Annotated in this window: 22 protein-coding genes; 16 read left to right on the top strand and 6 right to left on the bottom strand. The window is 72.4% G+C overall.

What is annotated here, in order from left to right:
• Positions 1–84: 84 nt before the first annotated feature.
• Positions 85–825, top strand: a complete 741-nt coding sequence (locus ACTEI_RS19840; RefSeq protein WP_122982274.1) for an SDR family oxidoreductase — start codon at positions 85–87, stop codon at positions 823–825.
• A 12-nt stretch (positions 826–837) separates the two neighbouring features.
• Here the strand turns inward: ACTEI_RS19840 and rfbD are convergent, their stop codons facing one another.
• Both rfbD and rfbB read right to left on the bottom strand, forming a co-directional pair.
• Positions 838–1,683 carry a dTDP-4-dehydrorhamnose reductase gene (gene rfbD / locus ACTEI_RS19835; RefSeq protein WP_187645954.1) on the bottom strand — a complete coding sequence of 282 codons (846 nt, stop codon included), beginning with the start codon at positions 1,681–1,683 and terminating at the stop codon, positions 838–840.
• Positions 1,683–2,660, bottom strand: a complete 978-nt coding sequence (gene rfbB, locus ACTEI_RS19830) for a dTDP-glucose 4,6-dehydratase (RefSeq protein ID WP_122979015.1) — start codon at positions 2,658–2,660, stop codon at positions 1,683–1,685. Before rfbB ends, rfbD begins: the two co-directional genes overlap by 1 nt.
• Before the next feature lie 45 nt (positions 2,661–2,705).
• Between rfbB and rfbA the strand changes: the two genes are divergently transcribed.
• The 6 genes from rfbA to ACTEI_RS19800 all read left to right on the top strand — a co-directional run bounded on the left by rfbA (position 2,706) and on the right by ACTEI_RS19800 (position 9,328).
• The gene (gene rfbA / locus ACTEI_RS19825; protein ID WP_122979014.1) at positions 2,706–3,590 is read left to right on the top strand and encodes a glucose-1-phosphate thymidylyltransferase RfbA; all 885 of its coding nucleotides are present in this window, start codon (positions 2,706–2,708) and stop codon (positions 3,588–3,590) included.
• Positions 3,587–4,198: a dTDP-4-dehydrorhamnose 3,5-epimerase family protein gene (locus ACTEI_RS19820; protein WP_122979013.1), complete on the top strand. Its 612-nt coding sequence runs from the start codon at positions 3,587–3,589 to the stop codon at positions 4,196–4,198. Before rfbA ends, ACTEI_RS19820 begins: the two co-directional genes overlap by 4 nt.
• A gap of 312 nt (positions 4,199–4,510) precedes the next feature.
• Entirely contained in the window at positions 4,511–6,007 is a 1,497-nt protein-coding gene (locus ACTEI_RS19815; RefSeq protein WP_122979012.1) for a sugar transferase, read from the top strand.
• A complete protein-coding gene (locus tag ACTEI_RS19810; protein WP_122979011.1) occupies positions 6,007–7,344 on the top strand; it encodes a UDP-glucose dehydrogenase family protein in 1,338 nt (445 codons plus the stop codon). The genes ACTEI_RS19815 and ACTEI_RS19810 overlap by 1 nt, the downstream gene beginning before the upstream one ends.
• On the top strand, positions 7,341–8,417 hold the full coding sequence (locus ACTEI_RS19805) for a GNAT family N-acetyltransferase (RefSeq protein ID WP_122979010.1): 1,077 nt from the start codon (positions 7,341–7,343) through the stop codon (positions 8,415–8,417). Before ACTEI_RS19810 ends, ACTEI_RS19805 begins: the two co-directional genes overlap by 4 nt.
• On the top strand, positions 8,414–9,328 hold the full coding sequence (locus tag ACTEI_RS19800) for a glycosyltransferase (RefSeq protein WP_122979009.1): 915 nt from the start codon (positions 8,414–8,416) through the stop codon (positions 9,326–9,328). The genes ACTEI_RS19805 and ACTEI_RS19800 overlap by 4 nt, the downstream gene beginning before the upstream one ends.
• 182 nt (positions 9,329–9,510) lie before the next feature.
• On the opposite strand, the gene ACTEI_RS19795 is transcribed toward ACTEI_RS19800, so the two are convergent.
• The 4 genes from ACTEI_RS19795 to ACTEI_RS19780 all read right to left on the bottom strand — a co-directional run bounded on the left by ACTEI_RS19795 (position 9,511) and on the right by ACTEI_RS19780 (position 13,062).
• Positions 9,511–10,173 (bottom strand): polysaccharide deacetylase family protein, encoded by a 663-nt coding sequence (locus ACTEI_RS19795; RefSeq protein WP_122979008.1) that lies wholly within the window; start codon positions 10,171–10,173, stop codon positions 9,511–9,513.
• Positions 10,166–11,023, bottom strand: coding sequence for a glycosyltransferase family 2 protein (locus tag ACTEI_RS19790; RefSeq protein WP_122979007.1), 858 nt, complete (start codon positions 11,021–11,023; stop codon positions 10,166–10,168). Before ACTEI_RS19790 ends, ACTEI_RS19795 begins: the two co-directional genes overlap by 8 nt.
• Positions 11,020–12,297, bottom strand: coding sequence for a glycosyltransferase family 4 protein (locus tag ACTEI_RS19785; protein ID WP_239082403.1), 1,278 nt, complete (start codon positions 12,295–12,297; stop codon positions 11,020–11,022). Before ACTEI_RS19785 ends, ACTEI_RS19790 begins: the two co-directional genes overlap by 4 nt.
• An 81-nt stretch (positions 12,298–12,378) precedes the next feature.
• A complete protein-coding gene (locus ACTEI_RS19780; RefSeq protein ID WP_122979005.1) occupies positions 12,379–13,062 on the bottom strand; it encodes a hypothetical protein in 684 nt (227 codons plus the stop codon).
• 214 nt (positions 13,063–13,276) lie between these two features.
• Here ACTEI_RS19780 and ACTEI_RS19775 point away from each other — a divergent pair, with 214 nt between their 5' ends.
• From ACTEI_RS19775 to ACTEI_RS19735, 9 genes are all read left to right on the top strand, one after another.
• The gene (locus tag ACTEI_RS19775) at positions 13,277–14,197 is read left to right on the top strand and encodes a Wzz/FepE/Etk N-terminal domain-containing protein (protein ID WP_122979004.1); all 921 of its coding nucleotides are present in this window, start codon (positions 13,277–13,279) and stop codon (positions 14,195–14,197) included.
• Positions 14,172–15,563: an O-antigen ligase family protein gene (locus ACTEI_RS19770; protein WP_145831012.1), complete on the top strand. Its 1,392-nt coding sequence runs from the start codon at positions 14,172–14,174 to the stop codon at positions 15,561–15,563. The genes ACTEI_RS19775 and ACTEI_RS19770 overlap by 26 nt, the downstream gene beginning before the upstream one ends.
• Positions 15,560–17,029 (top strand): oligosaccharide flippase family protein, encoded by a 1,470-nt coding sequence (locus ACTEI_RS19765; protein ID WP_122979002.1) that lies wholly within the window; start codon positions 15,560–15,562, stop codon positions 17,027–17,029. The genes ACTEI_RS19770 and ACTEI_RS19765 overlap by 4 nt, the downstream gene beginning before the upstream one ends.
• 10 nt (positions 17,030–17,039) lie before the next feature.
• Positions 17,040–17,843, top strand: coding sequence for a glycosyltransferase family 2 protein (locus ACTEI_RS19760; protein ID WP_122979001.1), 804 nt, complete (start codon positions 17,040–17,042; stop codon positions 17,841–17,843).
• On the top strand, positions 17,840–19,051 hold the full coding sequence (locus ACTEI_RS19755) for a hypothetical protein (protein WP_145831013.1): 1,212 nt from the start codon (positions 17,840–17,842) through the stop codon (positions 19,049–19,051). The genes ACTEI_RS19760 and ACTEI_RS19755 overlap by 4 nt, the downstream gene beginning before the upstream one ends.
• An 86-nt stretch (positions 19,052–19,137) precedes the next feature.
• Positions 19,138–22,278, top strand: a complete 3,141-nt coding sequence (locus ACTEI_RS19750) for a DUF4082 domain-containing protein (protein WP_239082404.1) — start codon at positions 19,138–19,140, stop codon at positions 22,276–22,278.
• Positions 22,279–22,339: 61 nt separating this feature from the next.
• A complete protein-coding gene (locus ACTEI_RS19745) occupies positions 22,340–23,371 on the top strand; it encodes a glycosyltransferase family 2 protein (RefSeq protein WP_239082405.1) in 1,032 nt (343 codons plus the stop codon).
• Between the two features lie 131 nt (positions 23,372–23,502).
• On the top strand, positions 23,503–24,879 hold the full coding sequence (locus ACTEI_RS19740) for a lipase family protein (RefSeq protein ID WP_122978998.1): 1,377 nt from the start codon (positions 23,503–23,505) through the stop codon (positions 24,877–24,879).
• 406 nt (positions 24,880–25,285) lie between these two features.
• Positions 25,286–26,680, top strand: a complete 1,395-nt coding sequence (locus tag ACTEI_RS19735) for an Ig-like domain-containing protein (RefSeq protein ID WP_145831014.1) — start codon at positions 25,286–25,288, stop codon at positions 26,678–26,680.
• Positions 26,681–26,796 lie beyond the last annotated feature (116 nt).

The following is a 26,796-nucleotide window of genomic DNA, read 5'->3' as shown; positions in this document are numbered from 1 at the left end:
CCGGCCCAGGGCGCCGGCGAAGGTCACATCCGCGCCGGCTGTCTCGTCCATGAATGGGACCGAGGTACGAGAGAGGTGGACGGGATGCGGATGGCGGTGGCCGGTGGCACCGGCATGATCGGCAGGCTGGTGGTCGGGCAGGCCCGGGCGGCGGGCCACGAGGCCGTGGTGATCGCCCGGTCGGCCGGGGTGGACGTGACCACCGGGGCCGGGCTGGACGAGGCGCTGCGCGGCGCCGACGTGGTGATCGACGTGACCAACATCGCGACGATGAACCGGGGCGTGGCCACCCGGTTCTTCGAGACGGTCACCCGCACGCTGCAGGAGGCGGAGCGGCGGGCCGGGGTGACCCATCACGTGCTGCTCTCGATCGTCGGCGTGGATCGTGTGCCGTGGGGCTACTACCGGGCGAAGCTGCGGCAGGAGGAGGTGGCGCTGGCCGGTGGCGTGCCGGCCACCGTGCTGCGCGCGACCCAGTTCCACGAGTTCGCCGTGCAGTCGCTGACCCGCTTCCCCGGACCGGTCGCGGTGGTGCCCAGGATGCTCAGCCAGCCGGTCGCGGCCCGCGAGGTGGCCGCCGAGCTGGTCCGGCTGGCCGCGGGCCCGCCGCTGGGCATGGCCCCGGAGATGGCCGGGCCGGAGCCGGTGCCGCTGGCCGACATGGTGCGCCGGGCCGCCCGCCGGCACGGCCCGCGCAAGCTGGTGCTCGGCGTGCCGATGCCGGGGCGGGCGGGACGGGCGATGGCCACCGGCGGCAACCTGCCCGACCGCCCCGGCGTGCGCGGCACGCAGACCTTCGGCCAGTGGCTGGCCGAACCGCGCTGACCGGTCCCGGGCTCAGGCGCGCAGCCGCGGCATCGCCTCGGCCAGCATCGGGCGCCAGTCCGGCAGGGCGGCGACGCCGGTCCCGGCCCAGCGGGCGTGCCCGAGCACGCTGTAGGCCGGCCGCCGGGCCGGGCGCGGGAAGCGGTCGCTGGTGGTCGGCCGGACCCGGGCCGGGTCCAGGCCGGCCTCGGCGAAGACCGCACGGGCCAGGCCGTACCACGTGGTGGAGCCGGCTGCGGTGCCGTGGTAGGCGCCCGGGGCGGCCCGCCCGGTGACCGCCGCGCGGGCCAGCGCGACCAGCTGGTGGGCGAGGGCGTACGACCAGGTGGGTGGCCCCTGCTGGTCGTCCACCACCGCGACGGTGTCGCGCTCGGCGGCCAGGCGCAGCATGGTGCGGACGAAGTTCGGGCCGTGCGCGCCGTACAACCAGGCGGTCCGGACCACGAACCCGCCGGCCGCCAGCACCGCCCGCTCGCCGGCGGCCTTGCCGCGGCCGTAGGCGTTGACCGGCGCCTGCGGGGCGTCCTCCGGGTACGGCGTGGTGGCCGTCCCGTCGAACACGTAGTCGGTGGAGAGGTGGATCAGCCGCCGGCCGGCCGCGGCGGCCAGGTGCCGGACGCCGTGCCCGTTGATCGCGGTCGCCGCCTCCTCGGCGGTCTCCGCGCCGTCCACGTCGGTCCAGCCCGCCGCGTTGATCACCACGTCCGCGCCGCGGACCGCCTCGCGCACCCGATCGGCGCCGGTGATGTCCAGGTCGGCGCGGGTGGCCGCGACCACGTCGGTCTCCCCGCTCTCGGCCAGCACCGCCCGCAGGTCCCGGCCGAGCATCCCGCCGGCGCCGGTGATCAGCCAGCGCATCAGAGCCCGGCCCGGGTCTTCAGCGGCTCCCACCAGGCCCGGTTGTCCCGGTACCAGGCGACCGTGGCGGCCAGGCCCTGCTCCAGGGTGACCTGCGGGGCGTACCCGAGCTCGTTGCTGATCTTGCTGATGTCCAGGGAGTACCGGCGGTCGTGGCCCTTGCGGTCGGCGACCGGGCGGACCATGTCCCACCCGGCGCCGCAGGCCTGCAGGAGCCGGCCGGTCAGCTCGCGGTTGGTCAGCTCGGTGCCGCCGCCGATGTTGTACACCTCGCCGGCCCGGCCCTTCTCCAGCGCGAGCTGGATGCCCCGGCAGTGGTCGGAGACGTGCAGCCAGTCGCGGACGTTGCCGCCGTCGCCGTAGAGCGGTACCGGCTTGCCGTCCAGCAGGTTGGTCACGAACAGCGGGATGACCTTCTCCGGGAACTGGTGGGCGCCGTAGTTGTTGGAGCACCGGGTGACCACCACGTCCATCCCGTGGGTGCGGTGGGCGGCGAGCACCAGCAGGTCGGAGGCGGCCTTCGAGGCGGCGTACGGCGAGTTCGGCGCGAGCGGCCACGTCTCGGTCCAGGAGCCGGCGTCGATCGAGCCGTACACCTCGTCGGTGGAGACGTGCAGGAAGCGGCCGACGCCGGCCTCCCGCGCCGCGTCCAGCAGCACCTGGGTGCCGAGCACGTTGGTGGTGACGAACGGCAGCGCCCCGCTGATCGAGCGGTCCACGTGCGACTCGGCGGCGAAGTGGACGATCGCGTCGTGGCCGGGCAGCAGCTCGCGCAGCAGCGCCGCGTCGGTGATGTCCCCGCGCACGAAGCGCAGTCGGGAATCCGTCACCGGCAGATTGGCGAGGTTGCCGGAATAGGACAACAGGTCCAGGACGGTCACCGAGGCGCCGGCCGCGCCCGCGAATTCATCCTTTAGTACCGCCCGGACATAGGCCGAACCGATGAAACCGGCGCCGCCGGTCACGAAGATCTGCACAGCGGGCGAGTGTACTACCGGGTCCACTGTGATTAGTCTTCGTCAGTGCGCGGAATACTGCTGGCCGGTGGCACCGGCTCCCGCTTGTGGCCCATCACCATGGCCATGTCGAAACAGCTTATGCCGATTTTTGACAAACCGATGGTGTACTACCCGTTGACGACCCTGGTCTCCGCCGGAATCCGGGAGATTCTGATCATCACCACTCCGGAGGACCAGCCGCATTTCCGGCGGTTGCTCGGCGACGGCGACCGTTTCGGGCTCGCCCTGTCCTACGCGCAGCAGCCGAAACCGGACGGGATCGCCCAGGCTTTCCGCATCGGTGCGGATTTCATCGGCGACGAGCCGGTCGCGCTCATCCTCGGCGACAACATCTTCCACGGCATCGGGCTCGACGGGCAGCTCGCCCGCTCCGCCCGGCCGTCCGGCGGGCGGATCTTCGCGTACCCGGTGGCCGACCCACAGCGCTACGGCGTCGTCGAGTTCGACGAGTCCGGCAGGGTGATCTCCATCGAGGAGAAGCCGGAGAAGCCCAAGTCCCGGTACGTCGTGCCGGGCCTGTACCTCTACGAACCCGGCGTGGTGCGGATCGCCGAGGGGCTGCACCCCAGCGACCGGGGCGAGCTGGAGATCACCGCGGTGAACGAGGAGTACCTGCGCCGTGGCCGGCTCGACGTCACGGTGCTCGACCGCGGCACGGTCTGGCTGGACACCGGCACGTTCGAGTCCATGGTGCAGGCCTCGGAGTACGTCCGGGTGATCGAGGAGCGGCAGGGCCTGAAGATCGGCTGTGTCGAGGAGGCCGCCTGGCGGGCCGGCTTCATCTCCGACGGCCAGCTGCGCGAGCTGGCCCGGCCGCTGCTCCGGAGCGGGTACGGCGGGTATCTGGAGCGCCTGTTGGAGAGCGGCCCGTTCGGAGGTGTCCGGTGAAGGTTCGGCCGTTGAGCATCGAGGGGGCGTGGGAGGTCACCCCGGTGCGGCACACCGACGAGCGCGGCTCGTTCCTGGAGTGGTACCGGTTCGACCACCTCGCCGCGGCCGTCGGCCACCGGCTCGACCTGGCCCAGGCGAACCTGTCCACCTCGACCCGGGGGGTGGTGCGTGGCGTGCATTTCGCCGACGTGCCGCCGGGCCAGGCGAAATACGTGACGTGTGTGGCCGGCGCGGTCCTGGACGTGGTGGTGGACATCCGGGTCGGCTCGTCGACCTTCGGGCAGTGGGAGGCGGTCACGCTCGACGACCAGGACCGGCGGGCGGTCTACCTCGCCGAAGGGCTCGGGCACGGGTTCTGCGCGCTGACCGAGGGGGCCACCGTGGCGTACCTGTGCTCGGCCACCTATCGGCCCGGGCACGAGCACGGCGTCCATCCGCTGGATCCGGAGCTGGGCATCACCTGGCCGGCCGGGGCGCCGTCGCTGTCGCCCAAGGACGCCGCGGCGCCGACGCTGTCGCAGGCCCGGCAGGCCGGCCTGCTGCCCCGGTACGACGCCTGCCGTGACTACGCCGAAACATTAGGTCGTGTTGATTACAGTCAATAGTTCGGAGTGTCTGATTGACCTGTCCGGGCATTCGTAGTATGTGAGTTCAGAAATGCGGACAGGTCCGATCTGAACGGCTTGCACGGCTTGGTCTTCCACCCTCATCCGAATCGCCATTTGCGCCGGACGTAAAGGTGTAGCGCCGACCGGCTACGGTTCAGCAGTCTGTCTCATGTGTCCGGTGGGTCGCCGACGTGTGTCCCGCCGGTCACTGCTGAGCGCCGGAGGCGCTGCGGCGTGGGTGCGGCCGGCGTGTCCGGTTTGCCGGTTAAATATCATAATGGATTGATCGCAGCCAATGGGGGCAGAGGCGTGCAGACAATCGAATCACTGGCCACGGTGGACCTGGGCGAGAGAGCTTCGCAGCTCAGACAGGGAAAGCGGGCCGGTGAGACGCGTGCCGGTTGGCAGAACCGGTACGCCCGGACGTTGTACCTGATCGACTACGCCGTCGGTCTCGGCGCCGCCTGCTGGGCGCTGGTGCTGCGGTTCGGTCCGGGCGGCAACGAGCCGAACATGAAGGGCTACATCCTGCTGACGGCCGTGCTGCCGCTCGCCTGGATCGCCTGCCTGTCGGCCAACCGCGCCTACGAGCCGCGCCACCTGTTCGTCGGCACCGACGAGTACGCCCGGGTGTTCCGCTCCGGGGTCGCCCTGACCGCCGCCCTGGCGATCGTCTCCTTCGCGTTCGACCTGCGGCTGGCGCGCGGGTACGTGAGCATCGCCCTGCCCCTGGCCATCGCCGTCGATCTCGGCGCGCGTTACCTCTACCGCCAGCGTCTGCACCGCTGCTGGGGCCGCGGCGAGCGGCTGCACCGGGTGCTGCTGGTCGGCCACGAGAAGGCGGTCTCCGACATGACCCGCCGGCTGCGCCGCGAGCGCTACCACGGCCTCGGCGTGATCGGCGCGGTGCTGCCGGCCACCCCGAGCCCGAAGACGTTCGCCGCCGGGATGCCGCCGGTCTACGGCACCTTCGACGCGGTCGACTCGGCGGTCGCCCGCGCCGACGCGGACACCGTGATCGTGCTGGCCTGCCCGGAGATCGACGGCCCCGCGCTGCGCCGGCTCGCCTGGCAGCTGGAGCGCGACGAGATCGACCTGATCGTGGCCAGCACCCTGGTCGACGTGGCCGGCGACCGGACCACCATCCGCCCGGTCGACGGCCTGCCGATGCTGCACGTCGAGCACCCCCGGCTCAAGGGCAGCGCCCGCTTCCTCAAGGCCACCTTCGACCGGGTCGGCGCCCTGCTGCTGCTCCTGCTCCTGGCGCCGGTGCTGCTCGTGGTGGCCGCGCTGGTGATGTTCGGCCCGGGCGGCCGCGGCCCGGCGATCTTCAAGCAGGAGCGGGTCGGCAAGGACGGCCGCACGTTCATGCTGTACAAGTTCCGCACCATGGTGGTCGACGCCGAGCAGCGCCTGGCCGACCTGCGGGCGCTCAACGAGCACGACGGCGAGCTCTTCAAGATCCGTGCGGATCCGCGGATCACCCCGATCGGCCACTGGCTGCGCCGGTTCTCCGTCGATGAGCTGCCGCAACTGCTCAACGTGCTCAAGGGCGACATGTCGCTGGTCGGGCCGCGCCCGCCGCTGGCCCGCGAGGTGGCCGGCTACCCCTCCGACATGCTGCGCCGGCTTGTGGTCAAGCCGGGCCTGACCGGGCTGTGGCAGGTCTCCGGCCGCTCCGACCTGTCGTGGGAGGAGTCGATCCGGCTCGACCTGTCGTACGTGGAGAACTGGTCGCTCGCCATGGACCTGGCCATCCTGTTCCGTACCCTCAGCGCCGTGGTGCGCAGCTCAGGGGCTTACTGATGCGCCTCACCGTCATCGGCACCGGCTATCTCGGCGCCACCCACGCGATCTGCATGGCGGTCCTGGGCTTCGAGGTGCTCGGCGTCGACGTGGACGCCGCCAAGATCGGCAAGCTGGCCGCGGGCGAGCTGCCGTTCTTCGAGCCCGGCCTGCCCGAACTGCTCACCAAGGCCCTGGAGTCCGGCCGGCTGCGGTTCACCACCGACTTCCGCGAGGCCGGCGAGTTCGGCGACGTCCACTTCGTCTGCGTGGGCACCCCGCAGCGCGCCGGCTCCGACGCCGCCGACCTGACCTACGTCGACGCGGCCGTCACCGCCCTGGCCCCGCACCTGCGCCGCCGCGCCCTGGTGGTCGGCAAGTCCACCGTGCCGGTCGGCACCGCGGCCCGGCTGGCCGCTCTGCTGCGCGAGCTGGCCCCGGCCGGCGAGCGGGTCGAGCTGGCCTGGAACCCCGAGTTCCTGCGCGAGGGCTTCGCCGTCGACGACACCATGCGACCCGACCGGCTGGTCTTCGGTGTCACCTCGGCCTGGGCCGAGCAGCGGCTGCGCGCGGCGTTCGAGCCGGTGCTGGCCCAGGGTGTGCCGGTCAAGGTCACCGACCTGCCGACGGCCGAGCTGGTCAAGGTCGCCGCGAACTCGTTCCTGGCCACCAAGATCTCCTACATCAACGCGATGGCCGAGGTCTGCGAGGCCACCGGCGCCGACGTGCACGACCTGGCCGAGGCGCTCGCCTACGACGAACGGATCGGCGGCCGGTTCCTGCGGCCCGGCCTCGGCTTCGGCGGCGGCTGCCTGCCCAAGGACATCCGCGCCTTCGCGCACCGGGCCGAGGAGCTCGGCGTCGGTCAGGCGGTCGGCTTCCTGCGCGAGATCGACGGCATCAACCGCCGCCGCCGGGCCCGCACCGTCGACCTGGTCGTCGAACTGTGCGGCGGCCAGGTGGCGGGCAGGCGGGTGGCCGCGCTCGGCGCCGCGTTCAAACCGGACTCCGACGACATCCGGGACGCGCCCGCGCTGGACGTGGCGGCGACCCTGCACCGGATGGGCGCCGTGGTGGTGGTCTACGATCCGGCCGCGATGGACAACGCCCGGCGGGCGCACCCCGAGCTGGCGTACGCCACCAGCGCCCTGGACGCCGCCCGGGACGCGGACGTCGTCGTGCTGCTGACCGAGTGGAACGAGTTCCGGGACATCGAGCCGTCCGCGATGGCGGCGGTGGCCGGGCAGCCGCGGATCGTCGACGGCCGGCACGCGCTCGACCCGGCCAGCTGGCGGGCCGCCGGCTGGGAGTACCGGGCCCTCGGCCGGCCCGTCGTGCAAGGAGCAGAACAAACGTGAAGATCTCCGTGGTCCGCCCGGACGAGCTGGGCCCCGGTGAGCTGGCCGCCTGGCGGCAGTTCCAGCAGGGCCAGCCGCAACTGCAGAACCCGTTCCTGGCGCCCGAGTTCACCCTCGCCGTCGCCCGGCACCGGCCGGCGGCCCGGGTCGCCGTGCTGCAGGACACCGGCGGCCTCGCCGGGTTCTTCCCCTACGAGGTGCGCAACCGCGTGATCGGGGTGCCGATCGGCGCCGGGATCACCGACTGCCAGGGGCTGATCCACCGGGACGGTCTCGACTGGGACCCGCTCGCCCTGCTCAAGGCGTGCCGCCTGCCGGTGTGGGAGTTCGACCACCTGATGGCCGGGCAGCGGCCGTTCGCACGGTTCCACACCGAGCGCGCCGGCTCGCCGCTGATCCGCCTCACCGAGGGCTATCCGGCGTACGTCGAGAACCGCAACCGCGCCGGTGACGTCGTCAAACAGACGATGCGCAAGCAGCGCAAGATGGTCCGCGAGGTCGGCGCCGAGCGGTTCGTGTTCGACGACGACGACCCGGCCGCGCTGAGCGCCCTGCGCGCCTGGAAGGGCGCGCAGTACCGGCGCACCCAGCAGTACGACCGGTTCACCACCGGCTGGATCGAGGGCGTGCTCGACGAGCTGCTCGCCGCGCCGTCGCCGGACTGCCGCGCGATCGTCTCCACCGTCTACGCCGGGGACCGGCCGGTCGCCGCGCACCTGGGCCTGCGCAGCCGGTCCGTGCTGGCCTACTGGTTCCCGTCGTACGACGTGGACCTGTCCCGCTACTCCGCGGGCATCCTGCTGTGCCTGCGGATGGCCGAGGCCGGCGCCGCCGACGGCATCCGGCAGATCGACCTGGGCAAGTCCGAGGCGCTCTACAAGACGCGGTTGATGAACGACGAGACGCCGGTCGCCGCCGGCCGGGTCGGCCGGTCCTGGGCGGTCACCTCGGCGCGCCGCACCCAGTCCGCGCTGACCCGCTCGATCAAGCAGGGCGCGCTGGGGGAGAAACTCAAGAGCGGCCGCACCGGCAGGGTGCTCCGCGGACTGAAAGCGAGGCTGGCCGCCCGATGACGGTGCTCGTAGCGGTTGTCACGTTCAACAGCGAGCGGCTGCTCGCCGACCTCGTCGACGGGCTGCGCGCCGGCCTGGACGGCCTGGCATGGCATCTCACGGTCGCCGACAACGCGTCCAAGGACGGCAGCGTCGCGGCGGTGCGCCGGCTCGCGCCGGACGCGACCGTGGTCGAGATGGGCCGCAACGCCGGGTACGCGGCCGGGATCAACGCGGCGGTCGCCGCGTCCCCGGCGCACGACGCGATCCTGGTGCTCAACCCGGATGTGCGGCTGGCGCCCGGGTGCGTGGCGCGGCTGCTGGAGGCGCTGCGGGAGCCGGGCACCGGGATCGCGGTGCCGCACATCGTGGACGGCGCCGGCGAGCTGATCTACACGCTGCGCCGGGAGCCGAGCGTGCTGCGCACCCTCGGCGACGCGGTGCTGGGCGCGCGGCGGGCCGGGCGGCTCGGCGCGCTCGGCGAGGTGGTCGCGGACGAGCGGCTCTACGCGCGGGAGCGCTTCGCGGACTGGGCCGAGGGATCGACCATGCTGATCAGCGCCGAGTGCTGGCAGCGGTGCGGGCCCTGGGACGAGTCGTTCTTCCTCTACTCCGAGGAGACCGACTTCGCCCTGCGGGCCAGGGACGCCGGCCTGGGTACCCGGTACGTCCCCGCCGCGCACGCCACGCACCTGGAGGGCGACTCCCGGGTGTCGCCCGGCCTGTGGGCGCTGCTCACCCTCAACAAGGTGCGGCTGTTCCGCAAGCGCCACGGGCGGGTGCGGGCCGGCGCGTACTGGGCGGCCCTGCTGCTGCGCGAGGCCAGCCGGGCGGCGCTGGGCAAGCGGCCGAGCCGGGCGGCGACCCGGGAGCTGCTGAGCCCGGCGCGGCTGCGCGAGACCCCCGGCCCGGCCAGCGTGGCGCGCTGGTAGCCGGAACGGGCGTGGTGATGCCGGGGCAGACCCAGCAGCACACCGACTCGCCTCGCCGGCGAGCCCGGGCGTCCGGCGACGGGTGGCCGCCCGGGCCCGGCCGCCACCCGTCGACCACGGCACGCTTCACGAGCCGGTTCAGCGTGATGTCCCGGATCCGGATCTCGGACCCGGGCCGGCGGTCACCGCCAGCGCTTGACGGCCCCGGCGGCGGCGTTGCGCAGGCGGACCGGGACCCGCCGGGACCGCTCGACCGCGGCGCGGACGGTTTCCGGGGTGTCGTCGCGGTAGACGCTGAACCGCGGCTGCAACCAGCGACCGGCGACGGCCGGCCGGCGGTCGCTGGTGAAGACGGTGGTGTAGCCGAGCCGGCGCAGCGCCACCAGGGTGCTCCGGTCGTAGCGGCCCAGCGGGCACGCCGCCCGGGTCACCGGCCGGGCGACGACCGCGGCGATCCGGTCGCGGGCCTCGGCCAGCTCCTCGTGCGCCGTGGCGCCGGACATGCCACGCCACGGGTGGTGCCACATGCCGTGGTTGCCGACCGCCATCCCGTTGCCGACCAGGGTGCGCAGGTCCCGCTCGCCCAGGCTGCCGGGCGCGTCCAGGCGGCCGGCCAGCACGAAGAACTCCGCGGTCAGGCCCCGTTCGAGCAGGGCGGGCAGCGCGATCTCGACGTCCGAGCAGTTGCTGTCGTCGAAGCTGAGCCGCACGCCGGGCCAGGTGGCGACCTCGTCCAGGATCGCCGCGAAGGCGTCCTCGGTGATCCAGTACGCGTCCTCGCCCGGCTCCAGCTCGCGCCGCGGGGCGCCGATGCCGTGGAACAGGACGTTGATGTGTTCAGGCACGGCCGGCCCCCGGCCCGGACGGCGTGCGGGTGGAGTCGTCGCGGCCCCACCCGGCGGTGGGCCGCCGCCTGGCCTGGACCGCGGCGTAGACGGTGATGCCGGCGTAGCAGGCCGCGGCGGGCGCCAGCCAGGGGCGGCGCAGCACCACGTCGGTGAGCCAGGACGAGCGGCCGGCCGGTCGTACGTCGGCGGTCACCTCGCCGCGTGCGGCGGCCGCGCGCATCGCGGCGTTCCCGGCGCGGACCCGGATCAGGCGGCGAATCAGGTCGGATGTCCGGCGCGGCGTGGCGACCCGGGCCGGCACCCGTTCCACCTGCCGTTTCTCGGCGGCGGTGAAGAGCGAGTCGACGAACAGGTCGTCGGCGACCAGGTCCGGGAAGCGCTCGAAACGGGCCCGCCCGGCCGCCGAGAGCACGATCACGCCCCGGCCGAACAGGCCGGTGCGCAGCGCGGGCAGGTGCCGGTGCACGCTGAAGTACGCCCGGACCGGCAGCGGCCGCCCGGACAGGTCGAGCTCGCGGCGGGCGGTGGCGGCCAGCACCGGGCCGCCGACGGCGGCGCTGAGCGCGCGCAGCCCGTCGGTGCTCAGCACGATGTCCGCGTCCAGGTAGACCCGGGGGAAGCCGACCGCGACCGCGTCGCCGGCGTTGAGCGCGCCGGCCTTGCCCGCCGCCGGCAGCTCGATCACCCGTACGCCGCGCCGGGCGGCCACCCGCGCGGTGTCGTCGGTGCAGCCGTTGGCGGCGACGGTGACGTCGAACTCGCCGGGCGCGGCGTCCGCGAGCAGCGTGTCCAGGCAGCGGCCGAGCACCGCGGCCTCGTTGTGGGCGGCGATGACGACGCTGGTCACGGCGCGTCCGCCCGGGTGGCCGCGGTGTCGTCGGCCGGCGTGCGCGGCGCCGGGACCGGGGCGGGGCCGGCCGGCGGCAGCCGCTTGGCGAGCAGCCGGCGCCACACCGCGACGTACCGCTGCGCCTGGTGCTCCCAGGACAGGAAGTCGCGGAAGCGTTCCTTGCCGAGCCGGTGCATACGCGCGCGCATCGCCGGGTCGTCCAGCAGCGTGTCGATCGCCCGGGCGAACTCGGCCGGGTCGCCGGTGGGCACGTAGAGGCCGGCGTCGCCGACGGTGGCCCGGGTCTCGATCAGGTCGGCGGCGACCACCGGGACGCCCCGGCCCAGGTACTCGACGGTCTTGGCCATCGTGGAGAGCTGGTTCATCCGGGTCGGCAGATCCGGCTGCAGGGCGACGGTGGCGTCGCGCAGCAGCGCGTCCACCTGCGGCCCGTCGAGCCAGCCGGTGAACTCGACGACGTCGGTGAGGCCGCGCTCGGCGGTGAGCTCACGCAGCGCGGCGGCGGTCTCGCCGTCGCCGGCCAGCACCATCCGCCAGTCGTCGCGCCCGCGCAGCCGGGTCAGCTCCTCGGCGGCCAGGACCGCGCCCGCCACGTTGTCCTGCGGGCCGAAGACGCCGAGGTAGACCACCCGGTGCCGGCCGTCGGGCCGATCAGCGGCGGCGCCGGGCCGGTCGGCGATCTCGGCGTGGGCGGGTCCGTTGCGGACCACGGTGACCTTCTCCGGGCGGACCCCCCGGCGCACCGCGTTGTCCTTGAACGACTCGTTGGTGGCGAACACCGCGGTGGCCGTGCGCAGGGTCAGCCACTCGAAGGCGACCAGCAGCCGGGAGATCCACGGGTTCGGGGTGCCGCCGCGGGAGACGTACACCTCGGGGGAGAGGTCGTGGTGGTCGAAGACCCACGGCCGGCCCAGCGCCCGCACCAGCAGCGCGAGCGGGAAGTAGACGTCCGGCGGGTTGCACACCTGCACGGCGTGCGCCCGGCCGCGCAGCATCTCGCCGAGCAGCCGCACGGTGATCCAGAAGAACGACCAGAGGAACTCGCCGGCGAACGAGATCAGCCCGCTGCCGTACAGCAGCACCGGGTACGGCCGCAGCCGGGTGCGCCGGCTGCCCGGCAGCACGGTGAGGCTGCGGTCGCCGCGCGGCGCGATCACCGTGACGTCGAAGCCGGCCGCCTCCAGGCTCAGGCATTCGCGAATGACGCGGCGATCCTTCTCGGCCGGCAGGTTCGCCACCAGAATCGCGACACTCGGTCGCCGGTCCTTCACCACGATCACCCCGTTCGCCCCATCCTGACGCGAACAACATTGCAGAAACGGCCTCATGTGGACATGCCGCCTCGGTCACAGCTAAGGGGCTGAACGGACCGGTGAATCGGTCCAATTCGGGGAGTCGTGCGTGGACAATGACGCTGTCGCGCGCCGGCGCCGGCGGCGCAGCAATTCGTCTGTCCACAATGTGACAGCGGACGTGGCCAGGGCGCCGAGCAGCCCCACCCCGATCAGTGACCGCAGCGGGGAGTGGGTCAGCAGCGTCGACGTCGCCGGGACCAGGGTGGCGACCGTGATCCGCAGGCCCTTCCGCACGTTCCACTCGTCCTGCATCCGCTTGAGCTCCTGCTCGAACGTGTCGCTGAGCAGCTGGAGCGAGCGCAGGCCGGCGTCCTCGTCGGTGCTGATGTTGGTGATCGCCATCGAGCCGATGACGTACCGCGGCTCCTGCCTGGTCCCGGTGTTGCGGGGCTCGAACCGGTAGGTCCCGGTCACCCCCTTGGCCCGGAACATCTCCTGCGAGTCCGGGGTGTTCAGCCGATTGGCCACCGCGGCGGCGGTCACCGCGATCGACGGGAAGAGGCCGGTGACCGGATTCGGCTCGTACGGCGAGACCGGCGGCTGGATCATCAGGATCTCGGAGGCCAGGTAGCGGTCCTCGGTGTGCACCGCGGGATTGGCGGCGCCCGCGGTCAGCAATGCCCCCGTGATGATCAGATACCAGCGGCGCTCGAGGACTCCCGCCAGATCGGACAGAAACATCGGTCGGCTGCTCCCTCGGTATCGGCTCGCTCCGCCACTCATTAGCGTCTCCGGTCGGATCTCGTCAACTTCGATTCCGATCGGATGTCCAATAGCCACGGTCGCGATCGTCGTATAACTTGGCGATCGTGCGCCGGGGGGCCGCCACAGCGGTGTTCCCGGCAAAGATCCGTGGCGACGAAAGACGTCCTGGCGGAAATTTAGAGAGGCGTCCGTGGACCTCGGCGAGATCCTGCGCGTTCTGCGCTCCCGCTGGTACATCGTCGTGCCCATGCTGTTGCTCGCGGCCGGCCTGGGCGCCGGCGTGTACGCCGCGGTGCCCACCACCTACACCACCTACACGATGGTCAGCCTGCTCAGCGCGCCTGCGGCCACCACCGCCGCGACGCAGGGACAGGACAACCCGTTCCTGAACTTCAACGGCTCGCTGGTGGCCACCGCCGACTTCCTGGGCCGCCGCCTGCAGTCGACCGACACCCAGCTGGAGCTCAAGACCGCCGGCCTGACCGAGAAGTACGAGGTCGCGCTCGCCGAGAACGCCCAGGGCCCGTTCCTCACCCTCACCCTGACCGGCGCGGACCGCGACCACCTGCTCGCCTCGGCGAACCAGCTCGCGGAGTACGCCGGCAAGACCCTCGCCGACATCCAGAAGCAGAACGACGTCGCCGAGAAGGACCGGATCAAGCTCACCCAGGTCATCCCGCCGCAGAAACCGCAGCCGTTGACCAAGGAGAAGCTCAAGTACGTCATCGTGGCCGGCGGCGGCACCGCCGCGCTGGGGCTGGTGCTGGCGTTCGTGGTGGAGAGCATCGCCCGGTCCCGGCGACGCAAGGCGCTCGCCGGCGCCGGGGACGCCGAGCCGGCGACCGCGACCGGTGCGGCCACCGCCACCCCGGACATCGAGGGCACCATGGTCCTGCACCTGCCGCCGAAGGCGCCGGCCGCCGCCGCGCCGCGGCAGCCGGTGTCGCCCAGCGAGGCGAAGACCCAGGTGATCCGGGCGCCGCAGCGTCCGGCGAGCCAGGGCGATGCCCCGTCGACGGGCGGGGCGTCGCGCTCCGGGCCCGCCTCGACGTACCAGTCGAACGGTATGGAACGCAGGGGCCAGGATGCCGGCCGGATCAACGGAAGCTGAGCCCCGCCGCCAGACCGTGCCGGGCCGCCCGCCGCCCGCCGACAGCCGCCGCCCGGGCCGCCTCTACCGCTCCCAGCAGCGGCTGCGCACGCTCGGGCCGGACACGCTGCTGGCCGTCTACATCGTCCTGCTGCTGCTCGTCCCGGCCCGGCTGGTGGTGGCCAGCATCGGCGCGACCGGCACGGTGGCCAATCTCTTCCTGCTCGCCTCGCTGATGTGGTACGCGGTGAGCTGGCTGATGCGCCGGATCGCGCCGGCGCCGCACACCCGGCCGCCACGGGTCGCGCTGCTGCTCTACGCCGTGGCGGTACTGCTGGCGTACGTCGCGGTCGGCCGCCGCACCGCGGACGTCAGCGAGTACAGCGCCGCCGACCGCGCCCTGCTGCAACTGCTCATCTGGCTGCCGCTGCTGCTGCTGGCCACGTCGCTGACCGAGTACCGGCAGATCGACCGGCTGCTGCGGCTGTTCGTCCGCTGCTGCGCCGTGGTGGCCGTGGTGGCGATGCTGGAGTTCCTGCTCAAGCAGAGCCTGACCGCCTGGATCGTGATCCCGGGGCTGTCCTCCAACACGACGGCCGAGCTGGTCACCCGCGGCGACTTCGTCCGGCCCACCGCGACCGCGTCGCACAGCCTGGAACTGGCCACCACCCAGGTGATCGCCCTGCCGTTCGCGATCCAGCAGGCGTTCCACGGCGACGGCGTCAAGGCGTGGAAGCGCTGGCTGCCGGTGGCGCTGATCGCGCTGTCCTCGGTGATGACGGTCTCCCGGACCTCGGTGGTCGGCCTGGCCGTCGTCATGCTGGTGCTGCTGCCCACCTGGCCGGCGCGGCGGGTCGGCCACACCTTCCTGATGCTGATCCCGGCCCTGGGCGCCACCCGGGTCCTGGTCCCCGGCCTGGTCGGCACGCTGATCGGGCTGTTCAGCGCGATGCTCGACGGTGGCGACAACAGCACCCAGTCGCGGACGGCCACCAGCGCCGACGTCGGCGAGTTCCTCGACGGGCACCTCTGGTTCGGCCGCGGCCCCGGGACGTTCCTGCCGGAGATGTACCGCTTCACCGACAATCAGTACCTGCTCGCGATGCTGGAGATCGGCGTCGTCGGCCTCATCGCGATCGTCGGCCTGTACGTCACCACCATCCACTGTGGCGGCGCGGGCCGGCGTCGATCCACCGACCCGGCACGCCGGGAGACCGGTCAGGCGTTTGTGGCCGTCGGGTTCGTGATGCTTGTCGTAACGGCCACATTCGACACACTGAGCTTCCCGATCGTCGCCGGATCCACTTTCCTGATGATGGGCCTGTCGGGTGCGTACCTGAGCGTGGCTCGCCGGGAACGGGCGAGAATCGGAGACCTTCCACAGTGACGGATTTGAACCGACGGGTGGCCGGCGCGGCACGCTGGAGCATGGTCAACACCGTCGTGCGCCGGGTCGGCACGTTCGCCTCCGGGGTGGTGCTGGCCCGCCTGTTCTTCGGGCCGTACGAGTGGGGCCTGTACGCGGTCGGCCTGCTCGTGCTGGCGATGCTGCTGTCGCTCAACGAGATGGGCGTCAGCCTGGCGCTGGTGCGCTGGGAGGGCGACATCCGCCGGTTCGCGCCGACCGTGCTGACCCTCTCGACGCTCAGCAGCAGCGCGTTCTACGTCGTCCTCTACTTCTGCGCGCCCACCGTGGCCCGGCTGCTCGGCTCGCCGGACGCCACCACGATGCTGCGGGTGCTGTGCCTGAGCGTGATCATCGACGGCATCGCGTGCGTCCCGCTGGGCCAGCTCAACCGCGAGTTCAGGCAGTTCGGCCGCACCGTGGTGGACATCCTCAACTTCGCCGTCAACACCGCGGTCACCATCGGGTTCGCCGCGGCCGGCGTCGGCGCGATGAGCTTCGCCTGGGGCTCGCTGGCCGGCAACCTGGTCGCGCTGGCCGGCTTCGGGCTGTGCGCGCCCGGCATGTTGCGCTTCGGCTGGAACCGCGAGCAGGCCCGGCAGCTGCTGCGGTACGGCCTGCCGCTGGCCTCCGCCAGCCTGCTGACCCTGGGCATCGTCAACGTGGACTCGGTCGTGGTCGGCTCGGTGCTCGGCCCGGCCGCGCTCGGCATCTACGCGATGGCGTTCAACATGTCGAGCTGGCCGGTCCGGATGGTCTCGGAGACCGCCCGGCGGGTGTCGTTCGCCGGCTTCTCCCGGCTCGCCGACTCCTCGCCGGCCGAGTTCGCGACCGGTTTCGTCCGGGCCTTCACCCTGGTCGTCGCGGCCGCGGTGCCGATCTGTGTGGTCCTCGGCGTGCTCGCCGAGCCGATCATCACGTTCGTCTACGGCGACCAGTGGGCCGCCGCCGCCCGGCCGCTGCAGTTCCTGGTGGCGCTGGGCCTGCTGCGCACCGCGGTCGAGCTGGCCTACGACTGCCTGGCCACCCGGGTCCGCAAGACACTCATGCTGATGCAGGCCTGGTGGCTGTTCTCGCTGCTGCCGGTGCTGGTGCTGTTCGCGCACCGGTGGGGGGTGCCGGGCGTCGCCGCCGGGCACGTGGTGGTGGCCGGCCTGCTGGTCGCCCCGGTGTTCCTGGTCGTGCTCGGCCGGCTCGGCATCCCGGCGGCGCAGGTGCTGCTCAGCTGCGTGCGTCCGGCGCTCGGCGGCCTGGCCATGGGCGTGGCGGCCTGGTCGGCGCACCACTGGCTCGGCGGCGGCCTGCTCGGCCTGACCGTGGCCGGCGTGGCGGCCCTGGCGGCGTACGTGCCGTTCGTCCTCCCGATCATCACACGCCTGCGGTCCGGCGCCGCCGAGCCGGCCCCCGCCGAGCCCGCGCTCGCCGCCACGGCCGCCGACCCCTCCTAGGAGACCGACGATGCGTTCGCTGAAGCGGCGGCTCCGCGCCCGCTACGGCTGGCTGCCGCTCGAGGAACTGCGCAACAAGGTGGTGCTGGGGCACACCGCGGTCGGTCTCGGCCGGTTCGAGCGTTCCGAGGTGCGCCGGCTGCTGCGCACCATGCCGGGCGGGGTACGCCCGCGCGCCCGGGTCGCCGTCGTGGTGCTGACCTACCGGCGCCCGGACGGGCTGCTGCGCGCGGTCGAGTCGGTTCTCGCCCAGACCGTACGCGACCTGGTCCTGATGGTCGTCGACGACGCCGGCGGCCAGCTGCCCCGGTTCCCGGACGATCCCCGGCTGCACGTGGTCAGCCTGCGGCACAACATCAACGTGCCGGGCGTCGGGCGCAACGTCGGCATCGGGCTGACCGACTCGCGGTTCGTGGCGTTCCTCGACGACGACAACACCTGGGATCCGCACCACCTGGCGACCGCCCTGGACCGGCTGGACAGCGCCGCCGGCTCCGCCGGCCGGCCGGACGCGGTCTACACCGCGATGCGCCGGCTGATGCCGGACGGGACGGTGCGCGACGTGCTGTCCGTGCCGTTCGACCGCCGGCTCGCCTGGGAACGCTGCTACCTGGACAACAACCCGCTCGTGCTGCGCCGGCTGCCGGCCACCCGGTTCAGCCGGCTGCGCCGCACCACCTCGGTGGCGCCGAAGGAGGACTGGGAGCTGGTCTACCGGTTCAGCCGCCGGCACCGGGTCGAGCACATTCCCGAGCCGACCGTGAACTACACCATCAACCCGGACAGCTACTGGACCCCCTGGGAGCTTTCATGAGGCCCGGTCTGCGGAAAGTCGTACTCCCCGCCGGGCTGGCGGTGCTGCTCGCGGCCGCGGTGGCGATCGTCGTCGCGCTGCGCGGCGGCGGCTCGGAGACCGCCACCGGCACGAACGCCACGCCCGGCGCCACCGCGCCGCGGGCCACCAGCGGGCCCAACTCGTCCCCACCGGCCTCGGCGCCCGCCTCCGGCGCCACGTCGGCCCCGGCGTCGAGCCCGGCCAAGGAGCCGACCGCCGCGCCCAGCCGGACCGGGGCGCTGCCGGCCACCGCCACCGGCGGCGGCCGCTACCCGGCGCGGTTCACCGTCGGCGCGCCCGGCGTGCGGCCCTACAAGCAGTCCGACGCGGCCCTGCCGGTGCCCAAGGGCTACCGGGTGGTCCAGCCCAGCAACCAGGAGAGCAAGGAATGGAACCTCTACGACTGCAACGGCACCGTCAACCTGGACCGTAGATACTTCCGGGCGTCCATCTACATCGGCACCGGTTGCCACGGCACGGTCAACATCACCAACTCGATCATCGCGCCGCCGCCCGGCTCGGTGAACCGCGCGATCCTGGTGAACGCCGACGCCTCCGGCTCGCTGCGGCTCAACCTCACCAACGTCACCATCCGCCCGGAGCCGGTGGGGCTGGGCGGCACGAGCACGCCGCTCAACGACCACGCGATCAACGACTGCGCCACCTGCACCATCTCGCTGAACCGGGTCGACGTCGCGAACACCGGCGGGATGTGCCTGTGCGGCGCGCGGACGACGATCCGCAACAGCTGGCTGCACGACAACTACATCGCCAACCTGCGCGACCCGGGCGAGGCGCACACCGGCGGCGTCTTCCCGTACGGCGGCAGCGGCCCGGTCACCATCGAGAACAGCCGCCTGGAGCCGGGCATCGACGCGCACACCGGCAAACCGGTGAAGAACTACTGGAAAGCGATCACCGCCGTGCTGTTCACCCAGAGCGTCGACGGCTCGGTGCTGCGCGACTATTCGGTGCGCAACAGTTTCATCTCGCTCGGCGGCTACGGGTTGTACGCCCAGACCGGCACGGATCTGAAGGTCAGCGACAACGTCTTCGGCCCCAGTCATTGGGGGGCCGCGGGCGGCTGCGACAAGAACTGTCCGGTCACCTTCGGGGAGTGGTCGAACAACGTGGTGGGCACGATCGACGGGGTGCCCACCGGGAAAAAGGTTCCCCAACCGAACTGATCACATTCTCTTTGTTGTCAGGAAAAGAGCACCGAATGATACACAGGCTAGTGTCCGGCGTGATATCGACACTGGTCATCGGTGCCGTGATTGCGCTCCCCGGAGCGGTTCTCGCGGCCGACGACCCGTGCGGCGTCAACTCCAATCCGATCGTGTGCGAGAACTCGAAACCCGGGACGCCCCTCGACGAGTGGTACGGCGACAGCGCGTGGGGTGACATCGGCGGCTTCACCACGAAGATGAGCGTCCAGCCCGGCGAGACCCTGCAGCTCAAGGTGCACTCGCCGACCTCGTTCACGGTCACCTTCTACCGGCTGGGCTACTACGGTGGCGACGGGGCGCGCCGGATGCCGACCTCGCCCACCGCCACGTTCCCGGCCAAGGAGCAGCTCGACTGCAAGAAGGACGCGACCGGCCTGGTCGACTGCGGCAACTGGGTCACCAACGTCACCTGGACCGTGCCGTCCGACGCGGTGTCCGGCGTGTACCTGGCCGCGCTCGACCAGGGCGACGGGGCCGGGTACATGCCGTACCCGTTCGTGGTGGCCAACGACAACAGTCGCTCCGACGTGCTCGTGCAGACCTCGGACCAGACCTGGCAGGCGTACAACAAGTGGGGCGGGCAGAACCTGTACGAGGGTGGCGGCCCGGCGCCGGACGGCCGCGCGTACAAGGTCAGCTACAACCGTCCGATGCGGATCGCCGGCGACAACGGGATCCTGTCCAGCGAGTACCCGATGATCCAGTGGCTGGAGCGCAGCGGGTACGACGTCAGCTACGCCTCCAACATCGACGTCTCCACCAAGCCGGCCCTGCTGCCCAAGCACAGGATCTACCTGTCCTCCGGGCACGACGAGTACTGGGACCAGGGCATCTGGGACAACCTCAAGGCGGCCCGCGCGGCCGGCGTCAACCTGGCCTTCTTCAGCGGCAACGAGGCGTTCTGGCGGACCCGGCTGGAACCGTCGATCACCACCGACGGCGGGGCCAACCGCACCCTGGTCTGCTACAAGATGACCAAGATGAGCCAGAACCCGCCGAACGGCATCGCCGACCCGAGCGGGCAGTGGACCGGCACCTGGATGGACCCGGCCGGCGCGGGCACCGGCGGCAACAAGGCGCAGAACCAGATCACCGGCACGCTGTTCTCGGTCAACGGCTACCGCCGCGACGCGATGACGGTGTCCTCGGAGTTCAAGAGGATGCGGCTGTGGCGGGACACCTCGATCAGGAACCTGAACACCGGTGAGGTGGCGACGTTCCCGCTCGGCACGCTCGGCTACGAGTGGGACTCCGACGTGGACAACGCCGCCCGGCCGCCGGGCGCGGTGCGTTTCTCCGCCACCACCCTGCAGATCACCGACGGCACCCTGCTGCTCGACGAGGGCAACAACTACGGCAACGGGGTGGCCACCCACAGCGTGGTGATGTACCGCGACCCGGTCTCCGGCGCCCTGGTCTTCGGCTCCGGCACGGTGCAGTGGTCGTGGGGGCTGAGCGCGCAGCACACCGGCCCGGCCAGCTCCGAGGACCCGCGCATGCAGCAGGCCACCGCCAACGTGCTGGCCGACATGGGCGCGCTGCCCAAGACGCTGCAGAGCGGGCTGGTCATGCCGACCAAGTCGGCCGACACCGCCGGGCCGGCCGTGACGGTCACCGCGCCCACCGCGGGCGCGACCGTGCCGAAACTGTCGCCGATCACGGTGACCGGCACCGCCGCCGACGCGGCCGGGCAGCTCGGCCGGGTCGAGGTCTCCACCGACGGCGGCGCCACCTGGTCGGCCGCCACCGGGCTGGCGAACTGGACGTACACCTGGACGCCGGTCGTCGAGGGCGCCGCCCAGATCCGGGTGCGCGGCATCGACGACAGCCTGAACTTCGGGCCGGTCACCACGATCAACGTGACCGTCGGGCCGCAGAAGTGCCCGTGCACCACGTACAAGGCGAGCGACGTGCCGGCCAACGCCGACTCGTTCGACGGCTCGCCGAACGAGCTGGGCGCCAAGTTCCAGGTGGCGGTGCCGGCGCAGGTGACCGGCGTGCGCTTCTACAAGTCGGCGGCGAACACCGGCACCCACGTCGGCAAGCTGTGGACCACCGGCGGCAGGCTGCTGGCCCAGGGCACGTTCGGCAACGAGTCGGCGACCGGCTGGCAGACGATGAGTTTCGCCAAGCCGGTCTCGATCTCGGCGAACACCACGTACGTGGTGTCGTACTACACGCCGACCGGGCACTATTCGTACAGCAGCGCGTACTTCACCGCCAAGGGCGCCGGCGAGGGCGTGGTGCGGCAGCTGCAGTCCGGGGTGTCCGGGTCCAACGGCGTCTACCGGTACGGCGCCGGCGGCGGTTTCCCCACGCTCAGCTGGGGCGACACCAACTACTGGGTGGACGTGGTGGTGGAGACCGCGACCGCGGGCACCACGCCGCCGGCCGTCGCGGTCAAGTCGCCGGCCGCCGGGGACGCGGGCGTGGCCCGCAACACCGTGGTCACGGCGACGTTCGACCACGACATCGACCCGGAGAAGCTGGAGTTCACGCTGAGGGCGGGCGCCGACGCGGTGGCCGCGAAGGTCTCGTACGACGACGCCACCCGCAAGGCGACGCTGCTGCCGGACAACGTGCTGGCGGCCAACACCGAGTTCACCGCGTCGGTGAAGGCCACCGACCTGTGGGGCAACGCGATGGCGTCACCGCAGACGTGGAAGTTCACCACCGGCGCCGGGGTCCGCTGCCCCTGCTCGGTGTGGGGCCCGGCGGCCACGCCGGACGTCGAGAGCGCCAGCGAGGCGGCGTCGCTGGAGCTGGGCATGCGGTTCACCTCGGCGGTGGACGGATACGTCACCGGGGTCAGGTTCTACAAGGGTGACCGCAACACCGGCACGCACACCGGCACGCTGTGGTCGGGGACCGGCCAGGAGCTGGCCACCGGCACGTTCCAGAACGAGACCGCCAGCGGCTGGCAGACGCTCACGTTCGCCACGCCGGTGCCGATCGACGCGAACACGCCGTACGTCGTGTCGTACCACACCGACACCGGGTTCTACGCCTACAGCGGGGCGTACTTCGGCCAGGCCCGCACGGCGTACCCGCTGACCGCGGTCGCCGACACGGCCACCGGTCACAACGGGCTGTTCAAGGCCGGTGCCACCCGGGCGTTCCCGACCAGCAGCTGGAACGCCAGCAACTACTGGGTCGACGTGACCTTCACGACGACCACGCCCTGATCGCCACGGGCCCGGCGCCGCCACGGCGCCGGGCCCACCGTGTCCCTGACGAGGAGAGCAAGTGAGTTCGGTCAGCGTCGTGATCCCGTGCTACCGGTACGGCGACTATCTGCGGGCGTGTGTGGACAGCGTGCTCGACAACCCGGGCGTCGACGTCCGGGTGCTGATCATCGATGACGCGTCGCCGGACGACTCGGCCGACAAGGCGCGGGCCATCGCCGAGAGCGACCCGCGCGTCGAGGTGCGGGTGCACACCGAGAACAAGCGGCACATCGCCACGTACAACGAGGGCCTGCTGGACTGGGCCGACGGTGACTACACCGTGCTGCTGTCCGCCGACGACCTGCTGACCCCGGGGGCGCTGACCCGGGCGGTGGCGCTGCTGGACGCCAACCCGAACGTCGGCTTCGCCTACGGCCACCCGGTGCACTTCCAGCACCCGGGCCCGCCGCCGCCGGCCCGTGACACCGGGGGCAGCACCGTCTACGACGGGCACTGGTGGCTGGAACGGCGGTTCCGGGAGGGCACCGGGTGCATCACCTCGCCGGAGGTGGTGGTGCGCACCAAGCTGCAGCGCGAGGTCGGCGGGTACGACCCGGACCTGCCGCACGCCGCCGACATCGAGATGTGGATGCGGCTGGCGTCGCACGCCGACGTCGGCTACGTCAAGGCCGACCAGGCGTACTACCGGCTGCACGGGCAGAACATGCACGCCGCCGAGGGGGCGCTCAACGACCTGCGGGAACGCAAGATCGCGTACGAGTCGGTGCTGACCAAGTGCCGGCACCTGCTGCCCGAGGCGGACCGCCTGGACGCCATGGTGCACCGGCGGCTGGCCCGGTTCGCGCTGCGCCGGGCGTTCCGCGCGTACGACCGCGGCCGCACCGCCGTGGTCCCGGAGGACGAGCTGGTCGCGTTCGCCGCGGAGTGCTGGCCGGAGTACCGCAGCCTGCCGGAGTTCCGCGCCCTGCGGGTGCGTCGGCGCATCGGGGCGCGGACCATGCCGTACCTTCAGCCGGTGGTCCTCTCCGCGGTCGCCGCCAAGGGCCGGGAATGGCTCTGGTGGCAGTCCTGGCGCCGCCGGGGCATCTGAGCCCGCGCACCGGCCGGAGTGAGAGTTGCGGCCTCTGGAATGTCTCGGTTCGTCTGGTTACCGTCCGGTAACCGCGACCGCCCCGCCGCCACCGGCGGGCGGCCCGCGAGCTGAGCCGTTGGAGGCCGGACATGCCCTTCCGCACCCGCATCCCCACCGTACTGCTGGCCGCGATCCTCGCCGGCGCCGGCGCCGCCCCGCTGCCGGCACGGGCCGACGGCGGTGAGTCCCGCGGCGCCGCCCCGCTGCCGGCGCGGGCCGCCGCTGCCGTCACGTCCCGCGGCGTCGCCATCCCCGCGTTCTACACCCCGCCGGCCACGCTGCCGGCCGCCGACGGGGCGCTGGTGCGCAGCGAGCCGCTGCGCCTGGCGTTGTCCCTGCCCGGCATCACCGGCACCCTGCCGGGCACCGCGACCCGGATCATGTACAGGTCCACCGACTCGGGCGGCGGCCCGGTCGCCGTGACCGGCGCCTACGTCGAGCCGGCCGCACCCTGGCTCGGACCCGGCCCGCGGCCGCTGGTCGTCCTCGCGCCCGGCACGATGGGCCAGGGCGACCAGTGCTCCACCTCCCTGGCCCTGCAGCGCGGCCTGGTCGTCGGCGCCGGCGCCGGCCGGACCACCGTGTCCATCGGCTACGAGATCCTGGCCATGTACCGGCTGCTCGCCAAAGGCATCGCGGTCGTGCAGACCGACTATCCGGGGCTCGGCGCGACCGACCGGCTGCACACCTACGTCAACCGGGTGGACGAGGCACACGCCGTGCTGGACGCGGCCCGGGCGGTCCGGGCGCTGCCGGACACCTCGATCACGGCGAGGTCCGCCGTCGGCCTCTACGGGTACAGCCAGGGCGGGGGAGCGGTCGCCGCGGCCGCGGAACTGCAGTCGTCCTACGCGCCAGACGTGCGGCTCAAGGCCACGTACGCGGGCGCGCCGCCGGCGAACCTCGCCGAGGTGACGGCGGCGATCGACGGCACCGAGCTGGTCGGCGCGCTGGGCTGGTCGGTGAACGGGTTCGTCCAGTCCGACCCGGAGCTGCGGCCACTGGTCGACGAGTACCTCGGCGACGCCGGCCGGGCCGTGCTGGCCGATCTGTCCACGATGTGTGTCGGTGACGCGCTGCTCGCCTATGCCGGGCGGCGCAGCTCGGCGTGGACCACGGACGGGCGGTCCCTGGCACAGGTCATCGCGGCCGAACCGCGCCTGCGGACCTTCCTCGACGAGCAGCGTATCGGCGCCCGCAGGCCGGCCGGTGTGGTCCGCGTCGCCACCGGCCTGCGCGACAACCTCGTGCCGCACGCCCAGTCCCGCACGATGGCCGCCGACTGGTGCCGGCTCGGCGGCGCCGTGGTCTACGCCCCGGTCGTGCTGCCGGAGACCGGCAGTCCGCTGCTGAACCACGTCGGGCCGCTGCTGACCGACCAGGGTCCCGCGGTGGACTGGCTCAGCCACCGCCTGGCGGGCCTGCCGGCGGTGTCCACCTGCGCCGTCCTGCCGCTGCAACCCTGACGGCCGCCGTAGGCCGGCATCCGCCGCCACCCTGGCCGGACCTTTCCCGGTACGAATGCCGGAGCCCCGTCCGCAGGCCTCGCGGCCCGAGCCCGGTGACGATCCCGCGCGACGTCGCTGTCTGCTTCGGGCCGCCCCGCGCCCGGACGGACCATCCGGACACGCTGGACGCCCACGCCCCGGGGCGATCCGGCGACCCGGCCGGTCCGGGAGCGGCCGGAAAACCATGAGCGAGTGTCGGTTGGTGTCTCCGGTGAACTATGGGGCGCAGCCGGCCTCGCCGACGAATCGGGAGGGCAGAGCTCCACCGCAAGCTTCTCGCTACTGCAGGTGATGACATGGCAACAGCTAGTAATCTCAGGGCGATTCGAGCCACGACGCCACTCTCACCCGAGATAGGAATGCCATGCCGACACTGCCCCGATCTCGATCCATCCTCGCCACGCTGGCCTGCGCCCTGACAGTGCTGCTGGGCGCGCCCGCGCCACCGGCGACAGCGCACCCGTATCCCGCCGCGCGGCAGGCCGTCGCCGCGCAGCCCTGCGTCCGCCAGGGGCAGGCCAACTATCCGGTCGAGTACTACTGGAAGAACGCGTTCGGGACGCGGCTGGGCGGCGGAGCGATCGCGGTCACCACCTCCCCGTCGCTGTGGGGCGGCCAGATCGCACCGGGAAGCGGTTTCAGCCTCACCCTCACCCACCGCACCGCCGGCTGGCCGCTGCTGGTCAGCACCTACACCACCACCTGGGACCTGTCGTCGCTGCTGGCCCACGCCGACATCGTCGGCCAGTCCGGCACCGGCACCATCAGCGGCACCACCCTGTCGATCACCTCCGGCAGCAAGGCCGATCCACCGGCCAAGACCATCGCGTTCCAGGTCCGCCAGGGCACCGCCGGAAACAGCATGACCATCCGGCCGACCGGGATCAGCAGCGTTCTCGCCGCCCCCGGCCAGCTCGGGAACAACACCGCCGCCACCCCGATCCAGATCGCCGCCGGACAGTCCATCGCGCCCACCCGGGCCGCTGACGACACCGCCACCGCCCAGGGCAAAGCCATCAGCGTGCCGGTCCTGGCCAACGACACCGCCACCGCACCGACGATCAGCAGCGTCACCCGGCCCGCCAACGGAACCGCGACGATCTCCGGCGCCAACGTGAGCTACACGCCCGGCCCGGGCTTCGTCGGCACCGACACCTTCACCTACACCGTCACCACCGCCTGCGGTACCGGCACCGCCGAGGTAACCGTCACCGTCGCCTGCACCGACACACCCATCCGCCTGGCCAACGGCAGCTTCGAAACCTCGCCCGTGAACGGTGTCCAGTTCCTCCCCGCCGCCTCCACCAACCCGGGCATCGGCTGGCACACCACTGACGCCAGCGGCGACCTGGAGTTCTGGAGCTCCGGCACGAACGGGGTGCCCGCAGCCGACGGCCGGCAGTTCGCCGAGCTCAACGCCTACCAGGCCGCCACGCTGTATCAGGATCTGCCGACCGTCCCGGGAACGCGGATGACCTGGTCGCTGCAGCACCGGGGCCGGGCGGGCACCGACGTGATGCAGGTGCTGGTCGGCGCGCCGGGCGCCACCGTGGCCCAAACCCCGGCCGGGGCCTCCACACCCGACATCTCCGACGGCGACACCGCCTGGGGCCGTCACACCGGGGTGTACGTCGTACCCGCCGGCCAGACCGTCACGCGCTTCGCGTTCCAGTCGGTGGCGACCGCGGGCAACGATCCAGGAATGGGAAACTTCCTGGACGGGGTGACCTTCGAAACACCGGCCTGCCCGTCCGCGTGAACACGGCGGGACATCCGGGCGCATCGAGCGCCCGGTCGTTCCCGGCTTCCGTCCCTCGCTCTGACACTGCGGCCGCCGTTGCTGCGCCGGAGTGGCTCGCCCGTGGACAGCAAGCG

The organism is Actinoplanes teichomyceticus ATCC 31121 (assembly GCF_003711105.1).
Taxonomy (GTDB): Bacteria; Actinomycetota; Actinomycetes; order Mycobacteriales; family Micromonosporaceae; genus Actinoplanes; species Actinoplanes teichomyceticus.
The sequence above is the reverse complement of the archived record's forward strand: the minus strand, read 5'-3'. Positions and strand labels throughout refer to the sequence as shown.

Coding starts and splice junctions, on each gene's coding strand:
- ACTEI_RS19840 (WP_122982274.1), top strand. CDS start 85: ATGCGGATGGCGGTGGCCGGTGGCACCGGCATGATCGGCAGGCTGGTG.
- rfbD (WP_187645954.1), bottom strand. CDS start 1,683: ATGCGCTGGCTGATCACCGGCGCCGGCGGGATGCTCGGCCGGGACCTG.
- ACTEI_RS19810 (WP_122979011.1), top strand. CDS start 6,007: ATGCGCCTCACCGTCATCGGCACCGGCTATCTCGGCGCCACCCACGCG.
- ACTEI_RS19800 (WP_122979009.1), top strand. CDS start 8,414: ATGACGGTGCTCGTAGCGGTTGTCACGTTCAACAGCGAGCGGCTGCTC.
- ACTEI_RS19780 (WP_122979005.1), bottom strand. CDS start 13,062: ATGTTTCTGTCCGATCTGGCGGGAGTCCTCGAGCGCCGCTGGTATCTG.
- ACTEI_RS19770 (WP_145831012.1), top strand. CDS start 14,172: ATGCCGGCCGGATCAACGGAAGCTGAGCCCCGCCGCCAGACCGTGCCG.
- ACTEI_RS19760 (WP_122979001.1), top strand. CDS start 17,040: ATGCGTTCGCTGAAGCGGCGGCTCCGCGCCCGCTACGGCTGGCTGCCG.
- ACTEI_RS19755 (WP_145831013.1), top strand. CDS start 17,840: ATGAGGCCCGGTCTGCGGAAAGTCGTACTCCCCGCCGGGCTGGCGGTG.
- ACTEI_RS19740 (WP_122978998.1), top strand. CDS start 23,503: ATGCCCTTCCGCACCCGCATCCCCACCGTACTGCTGGCCGCGATCCTC.
- ACTEI_RS19735 (WP_145831014.1), top strand. CDS start 25,286: ATGCCGACACTGCCCCGATCTCGATCCATCCTCGCCACGCTGGCCTGC.